At 41.4% G+C, this 16,599-nt stretch carries 17 protein-coding genes; 7 read left to right on the forward strand and 10 right to left on the reverse strand.

Annotated features, from left to right (window positions below; translation table 11 throughout):
• Positions 1-8: 8 nt before the first annotated feature.
• From FXV77_RS15005 to FXV77_RS15030, 6 genes are all read right to left on the reverse strand, one after another.
• Positions 9-1,676 (reverse strand): DNA polymerase/3'-5' exonuclease PolX, encoded by a 1,668-nt coding sequence (locus FXV77_RS15005; protein ID WP_148920051.1) that lies wholly within the window; start codon positions 1,674-1,676, stop codon positions 9-11.
• Between the two features lie 7 nt (positions 1,677-1,683).
• A complete protein-coding gene (locus FXV77_RS15010) occupies positions 1,684-2,997 on the reverse strand; it encodes an NAD(P)/FAD-dependent oxidoreductase (RefSeq protein WP_148920052.1) in 1,314 nt (437 codons plus the stop codon).
• Between the two features lie 69 nt (positions 2,998-3,066).
• The gene (locus FXV77_RS15015) at positions 3,067-3,396 is read right to left on the reverse strand and encodes a 2Fe-2S iron-sulfur cluster-binding protein (RefSeq protein ID WP_148920053.1); all 330 of its coding nucleotides are present in this window, start codon (positions 3,394-3,396) and stop codon (positions 3,067-3,069) included.
• Entirely contained in the window at positions 3,397-4,401 is a 1,005-nt protein-coding gene (locus FXV77_RS15020; RefSeq protein WP_148920054.1) for an NAD(P)/FAD-dependent oxidoreductase, read from the reverse strand. It abuts the gene before it with no gap.
• A gap of 38 nt (positions 4,402-4,439) precedes the next feature.
• The gene (locus tag FXV77_RS15025) at positions 4,440-4,874 is read right to left on the reverse strand and encodes a MarR family winged helix-turn-helix transcriptional regulator (protein WP_148920055.1); all 435 of its coding nucleotides are present in this window, start codon (positions 4,872-4,874) and stop codon (positions 4,440-4,442) included.
• 87 nt (positions 4,875-4,961) lie between these two features.
• Positions 4,962-5,957 (reverse strand): acyl-ACP desaturase, encoded by a 996-nt coding sequence (locus FXV77_RS15030; RefSeq protein ID WP_148920056.1) that lies wholly within the window; start codon positions 5,955-5,957, stop codon positions 4,962-4,964.
• Between the two features lie 103 nt (positions 5,958-6,060).
• Between FXV77_RS15030 and FXV77_RS15035 the strand changes: the two genes are divergently transcribed.
• A complete protein-coding gene (locus tag FXV77_RS15035; RefSeq protein WP_187444149.1) occupies positions 6,061-7,281 on the forward strand; it encodes a SufS family cysteine desulfurase in 1,221 nt (406 codons plus the stop codon).
• Positions 7,282-7,296: 15 nt separating this feature from the next.
• Complete coding sequence (locus FXV77_RS15040; RefSeq protein WP_148920058.1) at positions 7,297-7,716, forward strand: SufE family protein; 420 nt, start codon at positions 7,297-7,299, stop codon at positions 7,714-7,716.
• Positions 7,717-7,731: 15 nt separating this feature from the next.
• Here the strand turns inward: FXV77_RS15040 and murI are convergent, their stop codons facing one another.
• On the reverse strand, positions 7,732-8,556 hold the full coding sequence (gene murI / locus FXV77_RS15045; protein WP_148920059.1) for a glutamate racemase: 825 nt from the start codon (positions 8,554-8,556) through the stop codon (positions 7,732-7,734).
• A 141-nt stretch (positions 8,557-8,697) separates the two neighbouring features.
• Here murI and FXV77_RS15050 point away from each other — a divergent pair, with 141 nt between their 5' ends.
• Together FXV77_RS15050 and aroQ are read left to right on the forward strand one after the other, a co-directional pair.
• A complete protein-coding gene (locus FXV77_RS15050) occupies positions 8,698-10,326 on the forward strand; it encodes a gliding motility protein RemB (RefSeq protein WP_246162482.1) in 1,629 nt (542 codons plus the stop codon).
• A gap of 37 nt (positions 10,327-10,363) precedes the next feature.
• The gene (gene aroQ / locus FXV77_RS15055; protein WP_148920060.1) at positions 10,364-10,780 is read left to right on the forward strand and encodes a type II 3-dehydroquinate dehydratase; all 417 of its coding nucleotides are present in this window, start codon (positions 10,364-10,366) and stop codon (positions 10,778-10,780) included.
• 20 nt (positions 10,781-10,800) lie between these two features.
• Here aroQ and lgt read toward each other — a convergent pair whose 3' ends face one another.
• Positions 10,801-11,622 carry a prolipoprotein diacylglyceryl transferase gene (lgt, locus tag FXV77_RS15060; protein WP_148920061.1) on the reverse strand — a complete coding sequence of 274 codons (822 nt, stop codon included), beginning with the start codon at positions 11,620-11,622 and terminating at the stop codon, positions 10,801-10,803.
• A gap of 155 nt (positions 11,623-11,777) precedes the next feature.
• Here lgt and FXV77_RS15065 point away from each other — a divergent pair, with 155 nt between their 5' ends.
• From FXV77_RS15065 to FXV77_RS15075, 3 genes are read left to right on the forward strand one after another with little or no spacing between them, the layout of a single operon-like run.
• The gene (locus FXV77_RS15065) at positions 11,778-12,896 is read left to right on the forward strand and encodes a M42 family metallopeptidase (protein WP_148920062.1); all 1,119 of its coding nucleotides are present in this window, start codon (positions 11,778-11,780) and stop codon (positions 12,894-12,896) included.
• Positions 12,897-12,938: 42 nt separating this feature from the next.
• Complete coding sequence (locus tag FXV77_RS15070) at positions 12,939-13,265, forward strand: DUF3467 domain-containing protein (RefSeq protein ID WP_148920063.1); 327 nt, start codon at positions 12,939-12,941, stop codon at positions 13,263-13,265.
• 4 nt (positions 13,266-13,269) lie between these two features.
• Positions 13,270-14,781 carry a bifunctional GNAT family N-acetyltransferase/carbon-nitrogen hydrolase family protein gene (locus FXV77_RS15075; protein WP_148920064.1) on the forward strand — a complete coding sequence of 504 codons (1,512 nt, stop codon included), beginning with the start codon at positions 13,270-13,272 and terminating at the stop codon, positions 14,779-14,781.
• 18 nt (positions 14,782-14,799) lie between these two features.
• Here FXV77_RS15075 and FXV77_RS15080 read toward each other — a convergent pair whose 3' ends face one another.
• On the reverse strand, positions 14,800-15,243 hold the full coding sequence (locus FXV77_RS15080; protein ID WP_148920065.1) for an acyl-CoA thioesterase: 444 nt from the start codon (positions 15,241-15,243) through the stop codon (positions 14,800-14,802).
• 38 nt (positions 15,244-15,281) lie between these two features.
• Positions 15,282-16,547: a DUF819 family protein gene (locus tag FXV77_RS15085; RefSeq protein WP_187444150.1), complete on the reverse strand. Its 1,266-nt coding sequence runs from the start codon at positions 16,545-16,547 to the stop codon at positions 15,282-15,284.
• Between the last annotated feature and the right edge of the window lie 52 nt (positions 16,548-16,599).

Raw genomic sequence — 16,599 nt, forward strand, 5'->3', positions numbered from 1 at the left:
CCCTTTTTTTATCTTTTCTTCTTAGCGAAATATTGTTCGATCTCTTCCAAAGAAAAAGCATTAAGACAACGCTCGGGAGATAGCCCGCCTTTTCGCGCGACATATACGCCATACTGCATATCCGTTAAGCCTTCGGTACGGTGCGCATCGGGGTTAATGGATAGCAAAATCCCTTTTTCCAACGCATATCTTTGCCAACGCCAATCAAGGTCCAGCCGTAACGGATTGGCATTGATTTCGATGACCACTTGGTTAGCCACACAGGCGTCTATTACCTTTTTATAGTCAATAGGATAGCCCGGTCTGCTGAGTAGCAAACGGCCTGTGGGATGCCCAAGGATAGTGGTATATGGGTTTTCGATAGCCGTAATTAGCCGTTGGGTAGCTTTTTCTTCATCCATGCGTAAATTGCTATGGATAGAGGCCACAACGAAATCAAATTTTGCAAGAATATCATCAGGATAATCCAAACTACCGTCGGACAGAATATCCGACTCTATACCGCTGAAAATCCGAAAAGGAGCTAGTTTTTGATTTAACTGTTCAATTTCTATCCATTGCTCTTTTACACGTTCTATGCTAAGCCCACCCGCATAAACGGCTGTTTTGGAATGGTCACAAATACCGAAATAGCTTAATCCCAGTTCATCTTTACAGTACATCGCCATTTGTTCCAATGAATGTACGCCGTCACTATAGGTGGAGTGATTGTGTAACGTGCCTTTTAAGTCGGCATATGTAATAAGTTGGGGTAATTGTCCGTTTTTCGCCCAATTGATTTCTCCCGCCCCCTCTCTTAATTCGGGTTCGATATACGATAGGCCGAGTGCTTCATAGATTGCCTCTTCGGATGCGAAAGTTGGTAAGGTACGTCGGATGGTCTGCAGTTCTCTTATATGCGTCTCACTCCCTGTTGTAATCAGCAAATCGATCGCAAACCGTTCTTCGGATGTGGTTTGTATACGGTAGCGAACCCCTAGTTCATCGCTTAACTGAACAGCAGTATCTTGCTGTTCTTCGGCAGTGTACGCCGGCATCTCTCTCAAAAAAGACTGTATTTCTGAGATGCTACAGGTTGTCAATATATCAACGGACGAGATGATTTCACATTTCCGTCTCATGTCGCCCGTAAAAACATGTTGTTGATCTGGAAAATGAGAAACCAGACTTCCTAACAGGGTTGCTGCAATTTTCTCTACTTTAGCGTATAAAAACAATCCTTGGTTGGCATTGGAGAACTCAATGGATTTGCGGATTTCTTCTTGTGTTTTCAGACCGAAACCTTTAGCTTCCATTAATCGGTTTTCATTGCAAGCGTAGAGGAGTTCTCCGATAGATTCAATACCTAGGTCCTTCCAAATGGATCGAATTTTTTTGGGACCTAATCCTTTTATCGTCAGCATAGCCAAAACGCCTTGTGGAGTTTGGGCAATAAGGTTGTCTAACTCCGGGAATGAACCTGTTTCCAAAATCGTTATAATCTTTTCGGCTGTACTTTTACCAATGCCCGGTTGTGTACTAAGCTGATCTATGGTAACACCTGCCGCTGAGAAAGGCAATTTATCAATCTTGAAGGAGGCAGAAGCCATAGCTTTTGTTCGAAACGGATTTTCGTCGAACAACTCCATGAGTTGACTGTACAATTTGAAAATTTTGGCTATGGCTTTGTTTTCCATGATTATTTTATGAATGATATTCGGGCTCCGTTTCCTTTTCTACGTCTGGTCGCTTGTATTTGTTTATGATTAAGCGGATACCGCTGTTTTTGGTGAAAAATTTGATCGACCAGTTAACAAAGGTCACCAATTTGTTCCTAAATCCAAAAATAGAAACCAGATGGACAAACATCCAGGTAAGCCAAGCGATAAATCCTTTCATGTGAAAACGCCCCATATCTACTACCGCTTTGTTTCTTCCAATGGTGGCCATGGAACCCTTATCGAAATATTTAAAATCAGCAGCCTGCTGATTGTTCATGTTCTTTAGGATATGTTTGGCGACATATGCACCTTGTTGTTGTGCGGCAGGAGCCACACCGGGGAGTCCTCTAGGGGTATCTTCGGTAATCATCGCTGCGACGTCACCGATAGCATAGACGTTGCCCATTCCACTTACGCGGCACTGCCCATCTGTCTGGATACGGTTACCGCGTTGAATAATTTCGGGATGTATTCCTGCCGGAAATTGTCCCATCACACCAGCCCCCCAAATTACAGTCTTAGTCGGAATACTTTCTCCATTAGAAAACTTAATGGTATCTCCGTCATAGCCGGTCACTTGTGTGTTGAGCAATATATTTACCCCAAGATCCCGCAAGTAACGTTCGGCGTCCTGTGAAGATTTTTCCGACAACGCCGCTAATATGTTTCCGGTACCTTCTACGAGATATACTTTCATTTCATTTTTGGACAGCTCCGGGTAATCTTTTTTGAGCATATGGAGTTGAATTTCGGCTATAGCTCCAGAAAGTTCTACACCTGTAGGGCCACCACCTACCACAACGAAATTAAGAAAGCGTTCCCGGTCATGATAGTTTTTGCGGAGCACGGCCTCCTCCAGATTTTGCAAAACATAACTTCGAATATTTAAAGCCTCATGAATACTTTTCATAGGCAAAGCGTATTGCTCTACTTGTTTGTTACCGAAGAAATTGGACGTAGCGCCGGTCGCGATAACCAGATAATCGTAATCATAGTCGCCAACCGATGTTTTAACAATCTTCTCCGTATGATCGATTTCGGTAACATCAGCCATTCTAAATCGAAAATTCTGCTGTGACTTGAACATTTTCCGGATAGGAAACGAAATGGCATCCGCAGCTAATGTTCCGGTAGCTACTTGATACATCAGTGGCTGAAAAGTATGGAAGTTATTCCTGTCGATTAGCAATACTTCAACTTCTTTGTCTTTTAAACATCTGGCAACTTCGACACCACCAAAACCACCGCCGATAATAATCACTCTCGGAAAGCTTCTTTCAGAACGATCTAATAACATGATAAACTAATTTTGTTCTATTTTGGGGGCAAAAGTACGAAAACCTAGCGTAAATTTTTACGCTATTTGTTATTGCAATGCCCCCTTAATTTTTAACCGCAACCCGTCATTGTCGTTCGTGAGATGCAATTGGCAGGCTAACCTGCTTTCCATGTCTGCATCCGGTAGGGTATCCAACATATCCAGCTCCTGGTCTGTAGCTTCCGACAAGTTGTCGCTGCCGTTTAATACTTGTATATGACAGGTCGCGCAGAGTGCCATACCTCCACAGGTAGCCAAAATATTGTATTCCGAAGCTTTTAGGATTTCCATGAGACTTAAATTGATATCTGTAGGAATTTCGATGGTTTGCGTTGCCCCATCACGATCTTCGACAGTAATATGGATAATGTTTTCCATTTAAAATGCGTTAACGCCGTTTACGGTGGTGTATTTAAAACTTAATTTTTGATCCGGATAAACATATTGGAAAGCACTTTGACACATCAGAGCGGCTTCGTGGTATCCAGAGAGAATTAATTTAAGTTTTCCGGGATACGTGTTGATGTCGCCAATAGCATAGATTCGTTCCATATTGGTCGCGTAATCAAATGTGTCGACTTCTATCGCATTTTTATCAATATTTAATCCCCACGCTGCAATTGGTCCCAATTTTGGGCTTAACCCATACAACGGAATAAAATCTTCAGTAGGCACCACAATGTCTTCCTTCTGCTTGTTTGTAAGGTGAATGTGTTCCAAATGACCGTTTCCACCAAGCGAAACCAAATTATGCGACAAGAGTAGGCTTATTTTTCCTTCTTGCGCCAGTCGATAGACTTTTTCTGCAGAATCGGGTGCGCCCCGGAACGAATCATTGCGATGTACGAGTGTTACCTCTTTTGCAATGTTGGCAAGATAAACCGTCCAGTCGAGCGCGGAGTCTCCGCCGCCAGCGATTACGATACGTTTATCGCGGAAGCGCTCTGGATCTTTGACCATATAATGCACATGCGATTTTTCATAAAGCGCTAGATTGACCAAGTCAGGCTTTCGTGGTTCAAAGCAGCCCAACCCGCCAGCAATGACGACCACCTGGCAGTGGATGACAGTACCATCCGAACCGATAACATGATAGGAACCGTCGTCTTGCTTTCGCAAACCTTCTACGCGCTCCCCAAGTGTAAATGTGGGCTGGAATGGTGCGATTTGTTCCATTTGTTTATCGATAAGCTCTTGCGCTTTAATACTGGGATAGCCCGGAATATCATAGATCGGCTTATGGGGATATATTTCCGAAAGTTGTCCGCCAACTTGCGGTAATACATCTATTAAATGACACCTCATTTTTAATAAACCGGCTTCGAATACAGCGAATAAACCAACCGGACCTGCTCCTATAATGCATATATCTGTTTTTATCATGTGTGTTATATTTAGTTATGAAGTGATTTACTAGTTACTTATACAGTCAAATTATCATATATTGTATTCAGTATTTTGGTGAAATTTTTGAAATCTTCTTCTGAAAGATTTTCCCAGGCTTTCATGCGAATCTGGGCGATCTCGGGAGAAAGTTCCTTTACTTTCTTTTGACCTTTAGTTGTAAGCTGTACCAGCAAACATCGCCTGTCCTCTGGATGGCCCACACGTTCTACCAATTCTTTTTTTATGATAATATCAACGATGCGGGTTAAGGTGGGTTGATCTTTTCCTGTCTTTTCAGCCAACTCCTTATGTGTCATGGGGTCTTCATTATATAAGACTTTCAAAACGGACCATTGATCGATGGTGATATCAAAAGCTTTTTCCGAAAAGGAAGACTGCGCATATTGTTTTACCCGTCTGGCGGTTCGATCCAATAGGAAAGAATACTGGGTATATTGTTCTTTTTTCATGACAATTATTAGTGTGACAAGTAAATTTACGAAAAGATTAATACACTACAAAAAAAAGGCTTGGATTTTGTCCAAGCCTTTTTTGTATTACCCATGAATCCATTTAAATTTATATTGCATCTCGGGGATTTTTGTTCTTTCTGCTAACCTGGTGAGGCGATCGGGCAATTTCATCAGATAGTCTCGTGCTTTTTCCCCTTTTTCGTTTAAATCCGTCACTTTATCGATAGCCCATTCGCTGTTGAGTTCCCGGAGGATATCGATATAATCCAAAGCCGTGTATACTTCGATACGTTGTGCTGCATCGGAGAAATGTGCAAATGCTTCGCCCTGGGGCTCGCCGGCTTCCCGTAAAAAATGGGCAGGCATGACAATCTTTTTACGCATCATATCTTCGAACGCTATCATGACCTCGCTGGGGTCTACTTTCATGGCATGTGATATAAATGACATGTAAGCTTTTGCATGCCGGGCTTCATCGGCTGCTATGATGCCGCACATTTTAGCCAATAGTTTATCCCCAGACTTTTTTGAAATACCGGCTACCCGACGGTGCGATACATTCGTCGCCAACTCTTGGAACGAGGTATAAATAAAATTGCGGTAAGGATCGGCACCCGTGCCAATATCAAAACCATCTTTTATCAAATATTGGGTTGATATTTCAAATTGCCGCATATCGATACGGCCCGACAGGTATAAGTATTTGTTCAGCAAATCGCCATGGCGGTTTTCTTCCGCAGTCCACGCTCTTACCCACTTCATCCATCCACCTTGTTCATTTTTCTCGACGTCTTCCACCATAGTTAACCAGGACTCATAGGTGGGGAGGGCTTCTTCGGTGATCGTATCACCAATAAGTACGGCGACTAAATCATAAGGAAGCTCTTTTGCACTTTCCTGTAGATCTCGCACTTCTTCAAAAAAAGTATCGCGCGAGGCATCTGGCAAGAAATCAGCAGGTTGCCACATTTCTTCTACAGGCTTTAGATACTCGCTCATTTCATTCAGCATGAACGGCTCTAAATATGCCATAACCTCTTTTCTCGAGCCCTCAGGGATATTTAATGGTAATTCTTGCATATCTTATACAAAGATAATTAATTGAGAATAAAATACATCCTCTTGACGTGTTTTCGTGCTTAATATACTAACTTTGTAGGATATTTAAGGAGTATAGATATTGATGATATTTGATATAGAGAAGATACGGACAGATTTTCCGATTTTGGGCAGAGAAGTGAATGGTAGACCGTTGGTTTATTTTGACAACGGGGCAACTACACAAAAACCGAAGCAGGTTATTGATGCCATTACACGTTATTATGCCGATATGAACAGCAACGTGCATCGTGGCGTGCATTATCTGAGCCAGATTTCCACCGATGCTTTCGAAGTAACACGCCGTAAAGTACAAGCGTTCATTCATGCGAAACATGAGCATGAAATCATCATCACTAAAGGAACAACAGAGGCTATCAATATTGTTGCTTCATGCTATGGTCGTCCATTTATAGATGCAGGGGATGAAATTATCATTTCCGCTATGGAGCATCATTCGAATATCGTGCCTTGGCAAATGCTTTGCGATGAAAAAGGTTGTAAGCTACGTATTATCCCGATGAACGATAACGGAGAGTTAGCTATAGAAGCTTACAAATCGTTGTTTTCGGAGCGGACGAAGCTTGTTTCTTTCACGTACGTATCCAATGCTTTAGGGACGGTGAACCCTGTAAAAGAGATGATCGATATTGCGCACGAACATGGTGTGCCTGTATTGGTCGATGGAGCACAAGCTATACAACACGTAGCAATAGATGTGCAAGCACTTGATGTGGATTTCTTCGCTTTTTCGGGGCATAAGATGTATGGTCCAACGGGAGTTGGTGTATTGTACGGAAAAGAAGAACTGTTAAATAAAATGCCGCCTTATCAAGGGGGGGGGGATATGATTAAGGATGTGACCTTTGAAAAGACGACCTATAATGAGCTGCCTTTTAAGTTTGAGGCAGGAACACCCAATATCGAGGCAGGCATCTGTCTGGGCGATGCTATAGATTACATCGAAGGCATCGGTTTGGATGCGATCAAAGCCTATGAAGATGAACTTTTGGCTTACGCGACATCGCGCTTGTCAGAAATAGAGGGAATCCGCTTTATCGGAACAGCAGAACAAAAATCTTCGGTTATTTCTTTTGTTGTGGATGGTGTACACCCTTATGATATCGGGGTCATATTGGACAAGTTGGGCATAGCGGTAAGAACGGGGCATCACTGTGCACAACCGGTTATGGACGCCTTTGATATTCCAGGGACCGTCAGGGTATCGTTAGCCATGTACAATACCAAAGAAGAAGTAGACGCCCTAATCGAGGGATTGAAGAGAGCGTTAAACATGTTGTTGTAGGAGTAAATACGAAAAATGACTATAAACGAGATACAGGAAGAACTTATTGAAGACTTTTCTTTTTATCAAGACTGGATGGAGAAATACGAATACATCATCCAGTTGGGAAAGGAAGTCCCTTTGATCAAAGAGGAATATAAAAAAGACGATTATATTATTAAAGGATGCCAATCAAAGGTGTGGTTATATCCGGAACTGCGGGATGGAAAAGTATATTTTACGGCTGATAGTGACGCGGTTATTACCAAAGGCCTGGTAAGCTTGATGGTAAAAGTGCTATCTGGGCATACACCGCAGGAGATAGCACAGACGGATCTTTATTTTATTGACAAAATTGGATTGAAAGAACATCTATCTCCGACACGTGCAAACGGTTTATTATCCATGGTAAAACAAATGAAATTGTATGCTGTGGCGCTGCAGATGAGGGCGTAAGATATTTTGTTGTGTCTATACGGAGATATATTGAGCATGTACTTTTTCTCCAAAAAATACCGCTGCCTTCTCTTCAAAATCAACGGGATTATCCGTTGTGAAAAACTGTATACGACCGCTTTTTGAACAGGTTTCCTCCACTTCGGGGTGACGATTAAAGTAATCGACCAGGCTTGCTGCAATCAATTCGCCCTGAGGCAAGATCTGCACATGAGGAGGCGTGTGTTGGTTTATGAGGGGTAGCAATAGGGGGTAATGGGTGCAAGCTAGAATCAGGGTGTCAATCTGAGGGTTCTGACCAAGTATATGCTGCATATCTTTTCTCACAATTTCACTTGCAATTGCTCCGTCTATTTCATTTCTTTCAACAAGTGGTACCCACAATGGGCAGGCGTGTTGATATACTTTTATTTCCGGATGAAACTTGGTGATCTCTATTTTATAGGATTCAGATAATACGGTGCCCGGGGTGGCAAGCACACCTACTTCATTGGTTTTGGTGTAATAATGGATGGATTCTGTGGTAGGACGAATAACGCCCAGTACTTTCTTTCCTGGAGGGAGATCGTTCTGTTGAATAGTTCGCAAAGCTTTTGCAGATGCTGTATTGCATGCAAGGATAACGAGGTTACAGCCTAGCTCAAATAATTTGAATACACATTCTTTTGTGAAATCATAAACTTCTTCAAACGATCGGGTCCCATAGGGAACGCGTGCGTTATCTCCCAAATAGATATAATCGTATGAAGGCAAGGCGGTCTTAATTTTCCGAAAAACGGTTAATCCTCCGAAACCAGAGTCAAATATGCCAATTGGGCCTTGCTTTGCAGTATTTATCATTATATTTCTACCCGTTTCTTTTGTTAGGCAAAGATGGTTTTTCTTTGTAAGTTTTCCAACTCTAATATCGTTACCTTTGGTGTTAAATAAAATTAGGAATAATAATTGTTAGGAAGAACAGGTATAATATATTTCTCATCTATGAAGTTTCATTACTTTCTTTTTTTTGTGTCGTTTGCATTGATTACTACAATGCCGGTCATAAAAGCACAGGTTAAGAACCAACCCTATTCATATCAACACTATCAAAAATACGACGAACTTCTTTATTCGCCGAATACACGGATGCATACCGCGACCAAACCTTTTCTTTTTAAAGGAGATTTATTGGCCAAGTATGATTCTATCCAAAGCTTGAATCAAGTGGGGTCGGACAATATTTTCATGCGGAAAATATTCAATGAGCACCTTGTGGAAATTCATAAAGAAGACCATAGCTTTTATTTGGACTTTCTGCCTGATTTTGTAATCGGAAAAGAAATGATCGGTGCGGATAAAAGAACGACCTGGTTGAACACCCGTGGTATTCAGGTTGGATTGAATATCAAGGATAAATTTACTTTTTATGCTAATGCTTTTGAAAATCAAGGTGTTTTTCCGAATTACCTTACCGATTATATCGACAGAGCTGGCGTGATTCCTGGACAGGGAAACGTGAAAGACTTAGCTGGCAATAAAAAAGATTGGATGTATGCTACAGCGAACTTAAGTTATGACTTTAGTGACTACTTCCAGGCAACATTAGCGTATGACAAGAACCATATTGGAGATGGTTATCGTTCTTTGTTATTATCGGACTTCTCTTCAAATTATGCGCATTTGAAATTCACGGGTAAGATCGGGAATGTGCAGTATACATCGATATGGGCCTATATGAACGACCCGAGAAACCCCCGCATAGACTCGCTCAACTCCGGTGGTCGGTTCGGTGATGGTATCAAATGGGGGGCTTTCCAGTATTTGGATTATAACGCCACAAATCGCTTGTCGATTGGTTTTTTCCAAGCCGTTGTGTGGGCTAATCGTAATGAAGCGGGGCATCGTGGATTTGATTTTAATTACGCTAATCCTCTCATTTTCTTACGTCCGGTAGAATCTAATAACTCGACTTCGCCCGATAAGATGTTCTTAGGGCTGAATGCCAAATATAAAGTGCTGGATAACCTTACGGCTTATGGACAATTCTTATTAGGAGAGTTTACGGCTAAAGAGTTTTTCGCCGGAAATGGCTATGCGCATAATAAATGGGGTACGCAACTAGGGGTGAAAGGCTTCAATATATTTAAGGTGCAGAATCTCAATTTTTTGGCAGAATATAATGTCGTACGACCGTATACCTATCAACATTTTGTGTCTATATCCAACTATAGTAATAACGGCGAACCATTAGCACATCCAAGAGGGGCTAATTTCCGAGAGCTCATTGGGATGGCCAACTATTCGTGGAACCGTTTCGATTTCTCTGTACAGGGGGTGTACAGCCGTTATGGCACAGATCCTGACCCATTGACGAACATGGGAGGCGATATTTTTCAATCATATCGAACGATCCCCGATATGCATGGCAATTATATTGGACAAGGGGTAAGGAATGACCTTTATTATGCCGATGTAAAAGCTGCTTATGTATTGAACCCGAAATATAATTTGCGTTTCGAAGTAGGGTATGCGCAACGTTACAATAGGATAAAGGATTCACCTACAGAGAAATCCGGTGTTATAAGTTTCGGGCTTCGTTCTTCGTTCCGTAATTTTTATGGAGATATTTAGGATATTGTTATCTTTATACACAGTATTTAGGTAGTCTATGAAGAAACTCATGATCATAAACGGCCCTAATCTAAATTTATTAGGGATACGGGAGAAAAATATTTACGGAAGTCAAGATTTCCAATCTTTTTTTGAAGAATTAAGACAGCGGTATTTGACGATTGAGCTGTCTTATTTCCAAAGTAACCACGAGGGTGAGATTATCGACAAATTGCATGAGATCGGTTTTTCTTATGATGGTATCGTACTCAATGCCGGAGCCTATACGCATACCTCTCTGGCTATTGGCGATGCCATTGCCGGTATTACAACGCCAGTCGTGGAAGTGCATATTTCAAACGTACACAAGCGTGAGGCATTCCGCCACCGTTCCTATCTTGCCCAAAACTGTGTTGGCGTAATTTGCGGTTTTGGCCTAAACAGTTATAAATTGGGAATAGAGAGTTTTTTATAGACCATCTATTCCCAATGGATTTATGCTTTCTGTTTCGGTTTTCGGAAAATAAGGTATAATCCCCCAATCATAAAGGGAATACTTAGTAATTGCCCCATATTAAACTTCATGCTGTCTTCAAAAGCTTCCTGGTTTTCTTTATAAAATTCAAGCACAAACCGGGCACCAAATAACAGAACCAGGAATATACCAAATAGATAACCTGCTTTGGGTTTTGCATTCTTTTGGTACATCGTCCATAAAATGATAAAGATGATAATATAAGCGATTGCTTCATAAAGTTGCGCCGGGTGGCGTGGTAGCATATCTTCTCTTTCAAACACTACAGCCCACGGCACGGAGGTCGGAAGCCCGATAATCTCCGAATTGAAGAAGTTGCCCAATCGTACAAATGCTCCTGCAAGTGGGACGACAATAATCAATCTATCGGTAATCCACATGAAATCGGTTTTCGTTTTTCGGGAGAACAACCATAATGCCAATAGAATACCAATAGCCCCGCCATGACTAGCAAGTCCTTGAAATCCGGTAAGTTCAAAACTGCCATTTACCATACGGAAAGGAAGAATCATTTCCAGCGGATGCTGGCTATAATAGTCAAATTCATAGAAAAGACAGTGGCCCAACCGTGCTCCGATTAACGTGCCTAAAAAGATATAAATACTTAATTGATCCAGTAGTTCTTGTGTTTTGCCCTCTCTATTGAAAATTTTCAACATGAGGATATACGATACCACAAAGGCTGCTAAAAAGCATAACGCGTAATAGCGTAGACCAAAAGAACCTATTTCAAAAATGACAGGGTCTATATTCCAATGGATAACATTTAATATTGCGTGCATAAGTCTTCAATTGTGCGGTAAACCTAAATAAATTTATTTTTATATGCAATATAAGCATATGCATATAAAATTTCTTATGCTATTTGAGTGAAATTCCTAACTTTGATAACCATGCAATCCGGAGGATTGCATGGTTATAGATATAGATAGAATATATGGCAAATAAAAAAACAAAAGAAAAAAAGAATCATGTATCCGTTGTAACGGATAAATCACTGAAGTTTTTTGAAAAATATATCAATAATCCGTCGCCAACCGGTTTTGAATGGGAAGGACAGCGTTTATGGTTAGATTATCTGAAACCTTACGTAGACAAAACCTATATCGATAATTATGGTACGGCAGTAGGGATTATCAATCCGGAGGCATCATATAAAGTAGTCATTGAAGCGCATGCCGATGAAATATCGTGGTTTGTTAATTATATCACTAAAGAAGGGCTGATATATGTTATTCGGAATGGTGGTTCTGACCATCAGATCGCGCCTTCGAAGCGTGTAAATATCCATACTGATAATGGTATGGTAAAGGCAGTTTTTGGATGGCCTGCTATACACACGCGTTCGGGTGAGAAGGAGGATGCACCCTCCTTGAAGAACATCTTTTTGGATTGTGGTGCCACTTCCAAAGAAGAGGTGGAAGAGCTGGGGATTCATGTAGGCTGTGTGGTGACTTATGAAGATGAATTTATGGTGCTTAACGACCGTTATTATGTAGGACGTGCGCTAGATAACCGTGCCGGAGGCTTTATGGTCGCGGAAGTAGCGCGTTTGTTAAAACAGCATAAGAAAAAACTACCTTTCGGTTTATATATCGTGAATGCGGTGCAGGAAGAAATCGGTTTACGCGGAGCGGAGATGATTACGCACTACATCAAGCCTAATCTTGCCATCGTGACGGACGTAACGCATGATACACAAACACCAATGATTAATAAAATTACGCAGGGCGACTTAGCATGTGGTCAGGGACCGGTGTTATCCTATGCGCCTGCCGTGCAGATTAATCTGAATCGGCTTTTGATAGATGTGGCGAAGGAGAACGATATTCCATTTCAGCGGCAGGCATCCTCTCGTTTCACCGGAACGGATACCGATGCTTTTGCTTATTCAAACGGTGGCGTGCCTTCAGCCTTGATATCATTGCCTTTGCGTTATATGCATACGACAGTAGAAATGGTGCATAAAGAAGATTTGGACAACGTGATACGGCTTATTTATGAGGTGTTGCTCAAGATAGAGGATGGACAGGATTTTAGGTCGTTTATTGTGTAGATAATATCAAAAATTATAAAGAAATAAAACGGATGTAATTTTATGGACTTGAAGAACAACAATAACGAAGAAATAGAGAATAATGAATTGAGTATAGAATTGAGTGAAGAAATCGCGGAAGGCATTTATAGTAATCTAGCGATTATCACACATTCAAGCTCTGAATTTGTAGTGGATTTTATCCGTATTATGCCTGGAGTACCCAAAGCAAAGGTCAAATCCAGAATTGTTTTAACACCAGAGCACGCTAAAAGACTGTTAGGAGCATTACAGGATAATGTGAATCGGTTTGAGGCAGCCAATGGTGCGATCAAAGCAGGGGAGCCAGGGCTGCCGCTAAATTTTGGAGGTCCAAAAGGAGAAGCATAGGGGTATGGATATACAGGTTAGAAATTTAACGATAGAGGACTATAAGGATTTAAAGCGCTCCATGGAGAAGGCTTATGGCGGGGATACGGGCGATGTGTGGACACGTGAAAACATCGTGGATTTGATAGAGGTCTTTCCTGAAGGGCAACTGTGTGTGGAAGTCGATAGGCGTGTAGTAGCCTGTGCGCTTTCGTTAATCATCGATTCGAAGAAGACCAATATTTACAAGAAATATTATGAGATTATAGATGATGGAAAGTTTTCGACCCATGATTATGAGGGAGACATTCTTTATGGAATTGAGGTATTTGTACATCCTGATTTCCGGTCTCTGCGTTTAGGTAGACGTCTGTATGATGCCCGTAAAGAGCTGTGTGAGCAAATGAACCTTCGTGGGATTGTTGCGGGCGGGCGTATACCAAACTACCATGCCTATGCAGATAAAATAACACCGCGGACCTATATTGAAAAAGTAAAGCGAAAAGAGATTTTTGACCCGACCCTTACCTTTCAGTTGTCCAATGATTTTCACGTTTCCAAGATTCTGAAGAATTATCTTCCGGAAGATAAGGAATCAAATGAATTTGCGACCCTATTGCAATGGGATAATATCTATTATGACCCAGATGCAAAATCTTCTTCTGCTTCTAAACAAACCACGAGATTGGGATTGGTGCAGTGGCAGATGCGGTCATTTAAAGACATAAATGAATTTTACGATCAAGTGGAATTCTTTGTAGATGCGGTCAGCGACTATGGATCGGACTTTGTCATGTTTCCGGAGTTTTTTAATACGCCATTGATGAGCCCATACAATGATCTGCCGGAGCGTGCCGCCATGGAGAAGCTTTCGGAACTGACGAGTGAAATTGTGGAAAAGCTCCAGGAATTTGCGGTGTCTTATAATGTCAATATTATTGCCGGATCTATGCCTATTATGGAGTATAAAAAACTCTATAACGCATCTTATCTATGTCATCGAAACGGAAAAGTAGATGTACATAAAAAAATTCATATCACACCCAATGAGTTTAAATATTACGGGATGGTGGGAGGAAATGAAATCAATGTATTTGATACAGATTGCGGAAAGGTTGGGCTGTTGATATGTTATGACGTAGAATTTCCGGAAGTCAGCCGGATTATGGCCGACCAAGGCATGCAAATACTTTTTGTGCCATACATGACCGACACCCAGAATGGTTATTTGCGCGTTAGGGCATGTGCACAGGCAAGAGCTATCGAAAACGAATGTTATGTAGCGATAGCAGGCTGTGTGGGCAATTTACCTCGTGTGAATAATATGGATATTCAGTATTCGCAATCTGCCGTCTTTACGCCGTCAGATTTTGCTTTCCCTAACAATGGTATCAAAGCAGAGGCTACTCCCAACACAGAAATGGTACTGATAGCGGATGTGGATTTATATGCCCTTCGGGATTTGCATGAGTATGGCACGGTAAAAATATTAAAAGATAGAAGAAAAGATTTATATGCGGTGAATCTTCTAAAATAAGAAGATTCATCGCTATTATCATTCGGAATACACGGTATAGTCATCCGCTTTTGGAATAGCGTCAAAAATGGAATGCCACGCTTCTGGAATGATTGTTAGTTTTCGTTTTTGAAGATCTAACCAAGCACCGTCTATCTCAACTGTCGCTGCCTTTATGCCATTCTCTTTATAAATCTCGTGGCGAAACGAGAATCGAAAATTTTTAAGGTTAAGCTTTGTCATTTCCACTTTTACGGATATGCGTTCGTCAAGCCCGATTTCTCGATAATAGATGAGCTCCTCCCGAAATAAAATAGGGCCGATATGATATTTTGCAAATTCTTCCAGTGAAAGTCCTGCCTTGGTCAACATATTACTTCGTGCCTGTGCACAAAAGTCGGCGTATGCGGAATGTCTAAGATGCATGTTCGGGTCTAGTTGAGCCCAAAGCACTTGTCCTTCATAATAAATATTTTGTTTCATGTTGATTTTGTTGTTTGTTATTCGTCATTTGTAATTTACTAACCAGGAGAAGCTAATTGCATCAATATGGCCGTCAACCATCCTGCGTATGTGCCAACAGCATAGCTAAACACCGATAGGATTACCCCTACAGAAACAAGAGAAGGATGAAAAGCAGCGGAGGTAACGGTGGCGGAGGCTACGCCACCAACATTTGCCATGCTGCCTATAGCATAGTAGAAAAAAGGTGCTTTCATTAGTTTTCCTACCAATAATAGGAGTAGTGCATGAATACTAATCCAAATGATTCCAACCATAAATAAGCCCGGGTTTTCCAGAATAGCGGTAACGTCCATTTGCATACCAATGGTGACAATTAGCATATACAATAATACAGTTGCTATTTTCGATGCTCCGGCGCTTTCCAGTTTGCGTGCCGATGTAAAAGAAAGGATAATACCGATTATAGTCGCAAATAAAACAAGCCAAAAGAAGCTGTTTGTTAACGAGAATTTTTCCAATTCCGGAAAGTGGACTTCCATATAGGATGTGATGGGATTTGCTAAGAGCGATGCTAGCCCCGTGCCACCTAAGGCGAGTGACAGCATGAGCATTAAATCCTTCGTTTCCGGTATACGGATACTTGCTTTCTGCTGTTCGTCCATCCTTTTTGTCAAGGCGTCTACTTCGGTGGTATCCGCTTTAAAAAACTGATTAAATTTCTGCTGTTTTGACGCTCCATACAAGAGAAATGCCATCCATATATAAGCAACAAATACGTCGACGGCAATGGTGGCAGAAAATAACTCTTGTGAAGGTTGGAGTATTTCTCGGAGTGCTGCTTGGTTAGCACTTCCTCCAATCCATGAACCGGCAAGTGTTCCTAGTCCTCGCCAAACTTCATCGGGCCCCGCACCACCTACGACGCTCGGTGCAACAAGAGATGTCATCCAAACAGCCAACGGACCACCTATAATGATGCCAATCATACCTGTGAAAAACATCAAACCCACACCCTTGCGTAAATTCCACATTTCTTTGAGATTTAGGCTTAACGTGAAAAGGATGAGACAAGCTGGTAGAAAAAAACGACTACCGATACTTGTAAGAGGAGAGTTTTCGCCATCTATAATATGGATAGAATTAAGTACGCCGGGAATAAAATAACAAAGTAACAACGGTGGGATGACCGAATAAAACTTTGCTATATATTTATTTTTGAGGTTTGCCGTATAAAAGACAAGACCTAAGACGACCATTAATAATCCCAGTACAGCGGCATTATCCGTAATGAGTGGTGTAACTTCTCTGATAGCATTTTGCATATTTTGTGGTAATTGCTAAATTGCTTGTGAATTTATATAATCTTTTTTTGAA

This window comes from Sphingobacterium phlebotomi, from assembly GCF_008180195.1.
GTDB classification, from domain to species: Bacteria; Bacteroidota; Bacteroidia; order Sphingobacteriales; family Sphingobacteriaceae; genus Sphingobacterium; species Sphingobacterium phlebotomi.

Coding starts and splice junctions, on each gene's coding strand:
- FXV77_RS15005 (WP_148920051.1), bottom strand. CDS start 1,676: ATGGAAAACAAAGCCATAGCCAAAATTTTCAAATTGTACAGTCAACTC.
- FXV77_RS15010 (WP_148920052.1), bottom strand. CDS start 2,997: ATGTTATTAGATCGTTCTGAAAGAAGCTTTCCGAGAGTGATTATTATC.
- FXV77_RS15015 (WP_148920053.1), bottom strand. CDS start 3,396: ATGGAAAACATTATCCATATTACTGTCGAAGATCGTGATGGGGCAACG.
- FXV77_RS15020 (WP_148920054.1), bottom strand. CDS start 4,401: ATGATAAAAACAGATATATGCATTATAGGAGCAGGTCCGGTTGGTTTA.
- FXV77_RS15025 (WP_148920055.1), bottom strand. CDS start 4,874: ATGAAAAAAGAACAATATACCCAGTATTCTTTCCTATTGGATCGAACC.
- FXV77_RS15030 (WP_148920056.1), bottom strand. CDS start 5,957: ATGCAAGAATTACCATTAAATATCCCTGAGGGCTCGAGAAAAGAGGTT.
- FXV77_RS15035 (WP_187444149.1), top strand. CDS start 6,061: ATGATATTTGATATAGAGAAGATACGGACAGATTTTCCGATTTTGGGC.
- FXV77_RS15040 (WP_148920058.1), top strand. CDS start 7,297: ATGACTATAAACGAGATACAGGAAGAACTTATTGAAGACTTTTCTTTT.
- murI (WP_148920059.1), bottom strand. CDS start 8,556: ATGATAAATACTGCAAAGCAAGGCCCAATTGGCATATTTGACTCTGGT.
- FXV77_RS15050 (WP_246162482.1), top strand. CDS start 8,698: ATGAAGTTTCATTACTTTCTTTTTTTTGTGTCGTTTGCATTGATTACT.
- aroQ (WP_148920060.1), top strand. CDS start 10,364: ATGAAGAAACTCATGATCATAAACGGCCCTAATCTAAATTTATTAGGG.
- lgt (WP_148920061.1), bottom strand. CDS start 11,622: ATGCACGCAATATTAAATGTTATCCATTGGAATATAGACCCTGTCATT.
- FXV77_RS15065 (WP_148920062.1), top strand. CDS start 11,778: ATGGCAAATAAAAAAACAAAAGAAAAAAAGAATCATGTATCCGTTGTA.
- FXV77_RS15070 (WP_148920063.1), top strand. CDS start 12,939: ATGGACTTGAAGAACAACAATAACGAAGAAATAGAGAATAATGAATTG.
- FXV77_RS15075 (WP_148920064.1), top strand. CDS start 13,270: ATGGATATACAGGTTAGAAATTTAACGATAGAGGACTATAAGGATTTA.
- FXV77_RS15080 (WP_148920065.1), bottom strand. CDS start 15,243: ATGAAACAAAATATTTATTATGAAGGACAAGTGCTTTGGGCTCAACTA.
- FXV77_RS15085 (WP_187444150.1), bottom strand. CDS start 16,547: ATGCAAAATGCTATCAGAGAAGTTACACCACTCATTACGGATAATGCC.